The organism is Brachybacterium halotolerans (assembly GCF_016623465.1).
Classification (GTDB): Bacteria; Actinomycetota; Actinomycetes; order Actinomycetales; family Dermabacteraceae; genus Brachybacterium; species Brachybacterium halotolerans.
In genome coordinates this window covers 396,313-405,354 of record NZ_JAEDAJ010000003.1, presented here as the reverse complement: position 1 = coordinate 405,354, position 9,042 = coordinate 396,313, and the positions used below count along the sequence as shown (strand labels likewise).

9 protein-coding genes and 1 riboswitch are annotated in these 9,042 nt (G+C 72.5%); of the genes, 6 read left to right on the top strand and 3 right to left on the bottom strand.

The annotated features are described in order from the left end of the window. Positions 1-116: 116 nt before the first annotated feature. The gene (locus tag I8D64_RS08365; protein ID WP_200502018.1) at positions 117-746 is read left to right on the top strand and encodes a plasmid pRiA4b ORF-3 family protein; all 630 of its coding nucleotides are present in this window, start codon (positions 117-119) and stop codon (positions 744-746) included. 117 nt (positions 747-863) lie between these two features. Continuing rightward, positions 864-1,619 (top strand): SDR family NAD(P)-dependent oxidoreductase, encoded by a 756-nt coding sequence (locus tag I8D64_RS08360; RefSeq protein ID WP_200502094.1) that lies wholly within the window; start codon positions 864-866, stop codon positions 1,617-1,619. An 86-nt stretch (positions 1,620-1,705) separates the two neighbouring features. On the opposite strand, the gene I8D64_RS08355 is transcribed toward I8D64_RS08360, so the two are convergent. Next, on the bottom strand, positions 1,706-2,629 hold the full coding sequence (locus I8D64_RS08355; protein WP_200502017.1) for a VOC family protein: 924 nt from the start codon (positions 2,627-2,629) through the stop codon (positions 1,706-1,708). Positions 2,630-2,846: 217 nt separating this feature from the next. Continuing rightward, a riboswitch (Fluoride riboswitch) is annotated at positions 2,847-2,917 on the top strand. 11 nt (positions 2,918-2,928) lie between these two features. Between I8D64_RS08355 and I8D64_RS17780 the strand changes: the two genes are divergently transcribed. From I8D64_RS17780 to eno, 4 genes are all read left to right on the top strand, one after another. Next, a complete protein-coding gene (locus I8D64_RS17780) occupies positions 2,929-4,647 on the top strand; it encodes a MutS-related protein (protein WP_200502016.1) in 1,719 nt (572 codons plus the stop codon). Beyond that, positions 4,644-6,221: a MutS-related protein gene (locus I8D64_RS08345; protein ID WP_200502015.1), complete on the top strand. Its 1,578-nt coding sequence runs from the start codon at positions 4,644-4,646 to the stop codon at positions 6,219-6,221. Before I8D64_RS17780 ends, I8D64_RS08345 begins: the two co-directional genes overlap by 4 nt. Next, a complete protein-coding gene (locus tag I8D64_RS08340) occupies positions 6,218-6,781 on the top strand; it encodes a universal stress protein (protein ID WP_200502014.1) in 564 nt (187 codons plus the stop codon). Before I8D64_RS08345 ends, I8D64_RS08340 begins: the two co-directional genes overlap by 4 nt. Positions 6,782-6,897: 116 nt before the next feature. Beyond that, positions 6,898-8,169, top strand: a complete 1,272-nt coding sequence (eno, locus tag I8D64_RS08335) for a phosphopyruvate hydratase (RefSeq protein ID WP_200502013.1) — start codon at positions 6,898-6,900, stop codon at positions 8,167-8,169. Here eno and I8D64_RS08330 read toward each other — a convergent pair. Further along, entirely contained in the window at positions 8,069-8,578 is a 510-nt protein-coding gene (locus I8D64_RS08330) for a tRNA-specific adenosine deaminase (RefSeq protein WP_200502012.1), read from the bottom strand. The genes eno and I8D64_RS08330 overlap by 101 nt on opposite strands. Next, a complete protein-coding gene (locus tag I8D64_RS08325) occupies positions 8,560-8,763 on the bottom strand; it encodes a hypothetical protein (RefSeq protein WP_200502011.1) in 204 nt (67 codons plus the stop codon). Before I8D64_RS08325 ends, I8D64_RS08330 begins: the two co-directional genes overlap by 19 nt. Positions 8,764-9,042: the final 279 nt, after the last annotated feature.

Genomic DNA, 9,042 nt, shown 5'->3' with positions numbered 1-9,042 from the left:
CCCGCCCGCCCCCCCCCCCCCCCCCGCCGGCCCCCCCCCCCCCCCCCCCCCCCGCCCGCCCGGGGGCGCGCGGGGGGGGGGCCCCCACGCCCATCGAACGGCCTACCGTGGGCTGCATGACGATCCTCGATCTCCGCGTGACACTCGTCGACTGCGAGCCCGCCGTGTGGCGGGAGGTGCGCGTGCCGTCCGACGTGCTGCTCACCGATCTGCACCACGTGCTGCAGATCGCGATGGGCTGGGAGGACAGGCATCGGCACGGCTTCGGACGCGGCGAGAGCTACTGGACGGCGAGCGCGCGCTGGCTCCTCGAGCCGGAGTCCGAGGAGGCCGAGGAGCGCGGCGTGACCCTCGAGGACGCCCTCGGCGACAGTGCCGTCCTGACCTATCTGTACGACATGGGGGACGACTGGGAGCATCGCGTCGCCGTCGCCGGCACGAGCGAGGGCACCATCGAGACCGCCGAGCTGCTGGGCGGCGAGGGCGCCTGTCCGCCCGAGGACTCCGGCGGGATCTTCGGCTTCGCCGAGCTGGTCGCAGCGCTGCGCCGGGTGCAGGCCGGCGAGCAGCCCGACGGCTGGGACGCCGATCGTCTGCACCACCTCGTGGGCGACGGCGACGCCCAGGAGCTGGCGACGAAGCTCCTGGACTTCGACGACGTGGCGGTGCGCGCGGAGCTCGAGGGCGCCCCGATCACGGAGCTCGGCTCCCTGCGCGGCCAGGACGAGGACCCGCGCTTCCGCTGAGGTCGCCTCCCTTCGACACCGACGAGCCCGGCACCGTCCCAGCTCGCGCTGTCCCCGTCGGCGTAGCTTCGCGAGCATGAGCCACGAGACCACCACCCCGCCACCGCCCACGCCCGGATCGCCCTCATCACGGGCGCCAACAAGGGCATCGGATTCGAGACGGCCCGGCAGCTGGGGCGCCTCGGCTTCACCGTGCTGCTCGGCGCGCGCGACGAGGAGCGCGGCCGCACCGCCGAGGAGAGCCTGCGCGGCGAGGGCATCGACGCCCACGCCGTCCGCCTCGACGTGACCGACGAGAACTCCGTGCGCGCGGCCGAGCAGTGGGTCTTCGCCCGCTGCGACCACCTCGACGCCCTGGTCAACAACGCGGGCGTGCCGAGCGTCGGCGGGCACCGTGCGGCGCCGAGCGATACCTCGATCCAGGACATGCGCTCGGTCTTCGAGATCAACGTGTTCGGGGTGGCGCGCGTGACCAATGCGTTCCTGCCGCTGCTGCGCAGGGCGCCCGCGGCGCGCATCGTCAACGTCTCCAGCGAGATCGGCTCGATGGACGCGACCGTGAACCCGGGCTCGCCGGTGAGCGGAACGCCCGCCTCGATCCAGTACCCGAGCTCGAAGGCGGCGGTGAACATGATGACCGTCCAGTACGCCAAGGAGCTGCGGGACACCCCGATCAAGGTCAACGCCGCGAACCCGGGCTTCACAGACACCGACTTCACCCAGCACCGCGGGATCCGCCCGGTCGAGCAGGGCGCCGAACCCAGCGTGCACCTCGCGACCCTTCCCGAGGACGGCCCGAGCGGAGTGCTCTGGGGGCACCTGTGGACCACGGAGGGCGACGGCGACGGCGGCTACGGCATCCTGCCCTGGTGACAGGCGCCCGACCGGCCTCCCCGGTCGCAATCGCCTGACCGGCCCCGGTACCCGCCGGAGCCCGGCGGGGCCCGTCGGCCTTCCGCTCAGCGGCGGAGCAGCTCCTCGGCGCTGGTGCCGGGAACCGCGAGGCTGACCTGCGTGCCCCAGGGGTCGTGGACGACGACGCGATGGGACTCGTCGGCGTACTGGATGCCCGCGCGGCGCAGGCGCGCCACGAGCGCGTCGAGGTCCTCTCGGCCGGGCACGGTGATCGCGACGTCGCCGAGCCCCAGGGTCGCGGCGCGCGGCCCGGCGCCGGCGCTGTTCCACACGTTCATCGCGACGTGGTGGTGGTAGCCGCCGGCGGAGGCGAAGAGGGCGCCGGGGTGGTTGCCCACGGTGGTCTCGAAGCCGAGGGCGTCGATGTAGAAGCGGCGGGCGGTGGGCACGTCCCCGACCTGCAGGTGCACGTGCCCGACCTTGCCCGCGCGCGCGGGGCCGGCGGCGACGACGTCCTGGTCCAGGTGCGCGGTGAGGTACGCGTTCGGCTCGAGGAACAGCGAGTCCATCTGCACCTCGCCGTCGCGCCACGTCCACTGGTCGCGCGGACGGTCGATGTAGAGCTCGATCCCGTTGCCCTCGGGGTCGGTGAAGTAGAAGGCCTCGGACACCAGGTGGTCGGCCGAGCCCACGTACCGGCTGCGGGGATCGGAGGCGGCGCGGGCGACGGTCGCGGCGAGGGATGCCTGGTCCTCGAACAGGAACGCGGTGTGGAACAGTCCCGCGGCGCGCGGGTCGACGGCGGGCAGGCCGGGCGTGCCGATGAGGCGGATCATCGGCACCTGGCCGCGGCCGAGCACCCGGTGCACCTCGGTGCCGCGAGTACGCTCCTCCATCGGCTCGAGCGCGAGCGCGCTGGCGTAGTAGGAGGCCATGTTCTCGAGATCGCCCACGCGCAGCGTGACGGCGTCCATCCCGGTCTCAGGGTTCAGGTGCAGTTCGTCGGTCACGGATGCGGTCGCGGTCATGGCTCTCTCCTTCGTCGTCGGCTTCGGCGTCGCGGCCGCCCCTCCCGAGGGCCGACGTGTGTTGTTGAAGATTCATCTATAGTGTGCGCGCTCGATCCTCCGCTGGCAAGGACGGGTGCGTCACAGCGCGGACCGCCGATGTGAGTGCTCGCGTCGCGCGGTTCTTCGGCGGCATGCGCCGCTCCGGGGTCTTGTGGAGTCCCTGCGCAAGGTGCATCCTGGCCGTGGCGATGGTGCTCGCCGGGGCAGAGAGCCCGAACCGCTTCGGCCGATGGCGCCTGTGACGAGAGGAGTCACAGGTGCGCCCGGAATCGGAGTCCGTCTTCACCAGCATCCTGTGGCCGCGCGGCGCTGCCCCGGCCCTCGATGCGAGCGCAGATGCCGCCTCGGCCCTGCACGACCTCGCCCTGGACCAGGTCCTCACGAGGATCGCGGAGAGCGCTCCTGCAGCGCGCGCTGCATGGATCCATCCGCTCTCCGATCCCGCGGATATCGCCTACCGCCAACGCGTCTTCACCGCTCTCGAGGACCAGGACCTGCGCCGAGGAATCCAGGCGTTCCTGCAGGCCGCGGCGCACTCCGCGCGCCTCGAGACGGCGGCGGCCGACTCCCGCTCCCCGCTGTTGAGCGTGCTGCTGCACTGCCGCGCACTCACGGTGTGGACAGGAGCGGTGGACGCGCTCGACCCCCTCCTCGCCGCACGGATCACGGCCGACGAGGGCCCGGCGGACGACGGATCTCGCGAGGACGAGAAGACCGCCGGTGGCGCTCCCGGCAGCACGACGCGCGACGGCTGGCATCTGCTCGCCGAGCACGTGAGATCCCTGCGGCGCTCGCCCACCTTCACGAGCCTCGCGGCCGACGCGTGTGCGGCGCGCGAGCACCTCGCCGCGTTCCGCTACGACGCCCTCCTGCGCCCCGGCCGCGTCGTCGTCGGCCCGCACCGGACCACGGACGACCTGGTCGAGCACACGCGCGCGGTGCTCTCCCTCTTCGCGGATCGCAGCCCCGCCGGGCCCCGTGACGAGCGCGCGGAGCACGCGAGCGGCTCGGACGACGACGCGGCGGCGGCGGAGTCGACCACGGAGGCGACGACTGAGTCGACGGAGATGCTCGACCACGTCCAGCTCTGGATGCTCGAGCACGCGAGCGCGCTGGCGCCGGAGCTCTTCGACCCGATCCTCGAGATCGCCGCTCGCACCGCGGACTTCCGGGATCCCGTGCTGGTCCGCTTCGCCGACGAGGTCCGCTTCTACCTGGCCCTGCGGGACATGCTCTCCCCGATGCGCCGGGCCGGACTGCCGGTCTGCATCCCGCAGGTCACGAGCGCCGCGCCCTCGGCGGCCGACGATCGCAGGCTCGAGGTCGAGTCCGCCTGGGACCTCGCGCTCGGCGCGCGACTCACCGCCGACGGAACCGAGGTCGTCACCAACGACGTCTCGCTGCGCGGCGCCGAGAGGATCCTCGTGGTCTCGGGCCCGAACCAGGGCGGGAAGACGACGCTCGCCCGCACCGTCGGCCAGCTCCACCACCTCGCCGCCCTGGGATGCCCCGTCCCCGCGGCGAGCGCAAGAATCCCGCTGACCGACCAGGTCATGTGCCTGTTCGAGCGCGAGGAGGACCTCGATGCGGTCGAGGGGAGACTCGCCCGCGAGGTGGCGCGGCTGCATTCCATGCTCGAGCGCGCCACCCCTCGCTCGGTGCTCGTCATCAACGAGGCGTTCGCGTCGACGGCCCTGGCCGACGCGCGCGTCCTCACCCGCGACGTCCTCGAACGGATCATCGACTGCGGCGCGAGCGCGGTGTGCGTGACGTTCATCGATGAGCTCTCCCGGATCGGCCCCGCCACCGTCAGCATGGTCGCCCAGGTGGATCCCGAGGACCCCGCCCGCCGCACGCTGCGCGTGGTGCGCGCTCCTGCGGCCGGGCGCGCCTTCGCCCGGGCGCTGGCCGAGCGCCACGGCCTGGCCCCGGCCCTCATCGCCGAGCACCTGCACGCGAAGGGGGCATCGCGATGAAGACAGGACTGCTGGATCCGGTCGGCGACCGTCGCCCCGCCCGCGAGCGCGCCTGTTCCCTGCCTGCCGGTCCCTCCGAGCCGCTTCCCCCGGAGCTCGCCGACGACCTCGCCGACGACCTGCACCTCGAGCGTCTGCTCGCGGCGATGTCCGACGGGGACCGGCTCACCCGCGACGCGTCCCGGCAGGTGCTCCTGCATCCCCGGTCCGATCCCGCCGTCATCGAGCACCGGCAGCGCGCGCTCTCGGACTGCCTGCGTCATCGCGAGCGGGTCGAGGAGCTGTTCGCGCTCTGCCAGGACGCGCTCGCGGTGCGCCGGGACATCCTCTGGCTGCCGCTGCGCGGTCACCCCTCCTCGGAGCTCTCCTCGAACGTGCGCCGGCTCGGTGCTCTCGCCGACCACCTCGAGGTCCTCCACACGCTGTGCGCGGGGATCGAGGACGAGTTCTCCTCCCCCGCGTTCCGCGATCTCGCAGCACGGCTGGACCAGCAGACCTCCCCGTCGGCCCTCGCGGACCTGCGCGCTCTGCTGCGCGAGCTCGCCCTGCCGGATGGCCTGCTGATCACGGCCGGCGCGGCCGTCGACGGGACCGTCGAACCGGTCCTGGCGCGGCGCACCGGGCTCACCCACCCCCACCTGCTCGCCCGGATGCCGGTGGGCCATCCCCGCGAGACGTTCGTGCTCCCCGAGCGGGACCAGGCGGGCGGCGAAGCCCTCGCAGCGCTGCGCGACCGCGCTCTCGAGGACCTCGCCCACCTCACCACCAGCGCCGTCGAGGAGGTCACCGGCTTCTTCGGGGATCTGCGGCGTGAACTGGCGTTCTATCGCGGCGCTGTGCGCCTGGTCGACACGTTGCGCGATCTCGACGCACCGGTGTGCTGGCCGGATCCGTCCACGTCCGACACGACCGCGACGCTCGGCATCTACGATCCGTGCCTCGCCCTCCAGCGCCGAGAGGCGCCGGTGGGCAACGACCTGGAGCTGCGCGGTGCCGGACTGCTCGTCGTCACGGGTGCGAACGAGGGCGGGAAGTCCACGCTCCTGCGGGCCCTGGGGCTCGCCCAGCTGATGATGCAGGCCGGCATGGTGGTCGCCGCCGAGCAGTTCGCCGCCCGGCCGGTCGGCCGCGTGCTCACGCACTTCGCGCGCGAGGAGGACTCGCAGCTCGTGCACGGCAAGCTCGACGAGGAGCTCGAGCGGATGCACAGGATCGTGGAGGCGATCGCACCCGCCGACCTTCTGCTGTGCAACGAGTCCTTCGCCTCCACCGACGAGGCCGAGGGCTCCGAGCTGCTCCTCGAGGTGACCCGCGCACTGGTCGACGGCGGTGTGCAGATCCGCACCGTCACCCACCTCTTCGACTTCGCCGATTCCCTCGCGCAGGACGAGGGCGTGGGCGCCGCATTCCTGCGGGCCCCGCGGGACGGCGCCTTCCAGCTCGTGGAGGGCGGGCCCCTGCGCACGAGCTTCGGTCTCGACCTCTACGACCGCGCTTTCGGCACGGATCTGGCCGACCCGCGCACCCGCCCCCGATCCGACACCCCAGCAGTTCCGAAGGAGGAACGACCATGACCACCGACCCCGCACCGCAGACCTCCCCCACACCCCCGTCCGACGCGCCGAGGATCGTCGTCGGTCTCGCCCCGCACCAGAGCGAGGCCGTGGTGACCACTGCCGCCCGGCTGGCCCGCGAGCTGCACGCGCATCTGGTGTGCGCATGGGCGGATCCCGCGCAGATGGCCGTCGCCACCGGCCCCGACGGCGCTGTGGTGACGGTGCCCCTGGATCCCGACGCGGCCGACGACGACCAGGACGACCAGGAAGCCGCCGGGACGGCCGGTGACCCCCTGGCGGAGGAGCTCCACCGCGTGCTCGACACGCACGACGTGACCTGGGAGATCCGCACCCTCGCGGGAGCGCCCGCCCGGGAGATCGCGCAGCTGGCCAACGAGGTCGAGGCCGCGCTCATCGTCGTCGGCACCCGGCAGAAGGGTCTGCGCGAGTCGGTGCGCGAATTCGTCAGCGGCTCGGTCGCCGTGCAGCTCGCACATCGTCAGCACCGACCGCTCGTGGTGGTGCCCCTGGACCCCGTCGGCCTCGACGACGTCCTGCCCTGGGACACCGAGGACTGAAGGGGCCGCGCCCCGCCGACCTGCCCGTCCCGATCTGACCTCGCCCTACCCGACCCGACCGACTCGAACCGAACCGAACCCACCTCATCGAACTGAACCCACCCGAGGAGCACACCATGACCAGCGATCTCGTCCTCACCTCCCTGCGCGCCCGGCCGATCCTCGACTCGCGCGGCTTCCCGACCGTCGAGGTCACGGCCACGACGGCCGACGGCGGGGTGCTGCGCGCGGCCTCGCCCGCAGGCGCCTCTACCGGCGCCCACGAGGCGGTCGAGCTGCGCGACGGCGGCCCGGCCTTCTCCGGCAAGGGGGTCGACGGCGCCGTGCGCAGCGTCGACGTTCACCTCGCGGAGCTGCTCGTGGGCACCGCCTGGTCGTCGCTCGAGGACGCCGACGCCGCGATGGCCGAGCTCGACTCCACCCAGGGGTACGCGAGCCTGGGCGCGAATGCCGTCGTCGCGGTCTCGATGGTGCTCGCGAGGGGCTTCGCCCACGCCGCCGGCATGGAGCTGTGGGAGTGGTTCGCCGCGCACACCGGGAGCGCCCCTCTGCTCCCGGTTCCCCACTTCAACGTGCTGAACGGCGGCGCGCATGCCGCGAACGACCTGGACCTCCAGGAGTTCATGATCGCGCCCGTCGGCGCGCGGGACGAGGCCGAGGCGGTCGCGATGGGCGCTGAGGCGCATCACGCCCTCGGTGCCCTGGTGCGCGAGCGGTACGGGACGGCGGGCCTCGGCGACGAGGGCGGCTTCGCTCCGGCGCTCGCTGATCCCCGGGAGGCGCTCGACCTGCTCATGGAGGCGATGGAACGCGCGGGCCTCGTGCCCGGGCGGGAGGAGATGGCGATCGCCCTGGATCCCGCGGCCAACGGGTTCCATCGCGGGGGCGGCCTCTATCGTGTCGCGGGCCGGGACATGGATCGTGAGCAGCTCGCGAACCTCTACACGCGGCTGCTCGGGGACTACCCGATCCGCAGCCTCGAGGACGGCTTCGCGGAGGACGACCTCGAGGGGTGGCGGGTCCAGGCCCGTGAACTGGGAGGACGCGTTCAGCTGGTGGGCGACGACCTCTACGTCACCGACCCCGTGCGGATCCGTGACGGTGCGGCGCGCGGACTCTCCGACGCGGTGCTCATCAAGCCCAACCAGATCGGCACGATCTCCCAGACCCTCGCGGCGATCCGCACCGCTCGTGAGGCCTCGATGGCCTGCATGATCTCCCACCGTTCGGGCGAGACCTGGGACGACTTCATCGCGGATCTCGCCGTCGGCACCGGCGTGGGCCAGATCAAGGCCGGGGCGCCGGCCCGCGGTGAGCGGGTGGCGAAGTACAACCGGCTGATGGGCATCGCTCTCGCTCATCCCGAGCTGCCCTACGGGCTGAGCTGAGCCACCCGGAGGAGCTCCCCCCGCGAGGGTAGTAGACGAGGGAGTCCGAGGCGCCGAAGTCGCGCAGGACCTGAAGCGCCTGCGCATGGCGCACGCCGGCAGTCACGTCGATCCCGCGGGCGGAGAGCTGCTCCATCCAGTCGGCGACCATCGGGCCCTCGTCGAATCCTGTGGCCTCCTCGACCTCGGGACCGTCGGCTCCGATCACCAGTGAGCGCACGCCGCTCCACAGCACGGCGCCGAAGCACTGCACGCAGGGGCGGGCATTGACGACGAGCTGGCGACTCGCGCCGCCCGCACCGAGGTCCCAGCCGCCCATCCGCTGCTGGGCGAGGGAGAGCGCGGTGACCTCGGCGTGCAGAGCGCTGAGCCCGGTGCGGGGCACGAGGTTCACGCCCACGGACAGCACGGTCCCGTCCTCCTCGACCACGAGTGCGGCGAACGGGCCCCGTCGCCCGAGCGCCAGGTGAGATCGGCCAGCTCATCGGCCACGTCCATCCGCTCCTCGAGCGTGGGGAGCACGGCCGGCAGCTCCTCGAGACGGTCGACGAGCCATCCCGGGAGCTCCACATGCAGCGTCGTGAGCAGGCCCATCGCGTGCTCCTCTCGAGGCGGAGGGGTTCGCCCACCGGACTCCCTCCTGCTGTGACGTGGGCTCATCGTACGAGGCCGGGGCGCGCGTCGAGCGGGTTCGGATCAGGTGCTGCACGAGATCCATCCACTGCTCGCCCGAATGCTCGTGTTCTATGTATCCTTTCGTTCTGTTCTGCGTCCATTGGCATCTTGATGTATCGCCTGGAGATCTTCTGACGGTGTTTGTACATGCTTAGGATACACTCCTTGCATCCGTGCGTCATGACTGCATCGCATCCG

What these genes read in the sequence shown, in the direction of transcription:
- I8D64_RS08365 (WP_200502018.1), top strand. Translation starts at nt 117, where the DNA reads ATGACGATCCTCGATCTCCGCGTGACACTCGTCGACTGCGAGCCCGCC.
- I8D64_RS08355 (WP_200502017.1), bottom strand. Translation starts at nt 2,629, where the DNA reads ATGACCGCGACCGCATCCGTGACCGACGAACTGCACCTGAACCCTGAG.
- I8D64_RS08345 (WP_200502015.1), top strand. Translation starts at nt 4,644, where the DNA reads ATGAAGACAGGACTGCTGGATCCGGTCGGCGACCGTCGCCCCGCCCGC.
- I8D64_RS08340 (WP_200502014.1), top strand. Translation starts at nt 6,218, where the DNA reads ATGACCACCGACCCCGCACCGCAGACCTCCCCCACACCCCCGTCCGAC.
- eno (WP_200502013.1), top strand. Translation starts at nt 6,898, where the DNA reads ATGACCAGCGATCTCGTCCTCACCTCCCTGCGCGCCCGGCCGATCCTC.
- I8D64_RS08325 (WP_200502011.1), bottom strand. Translation starts at nt 8,763, where the DNA reads ATGGGCCTGCTCACGACGCTGCATGTGGAGCTCCCGGGATGGCTCGTC.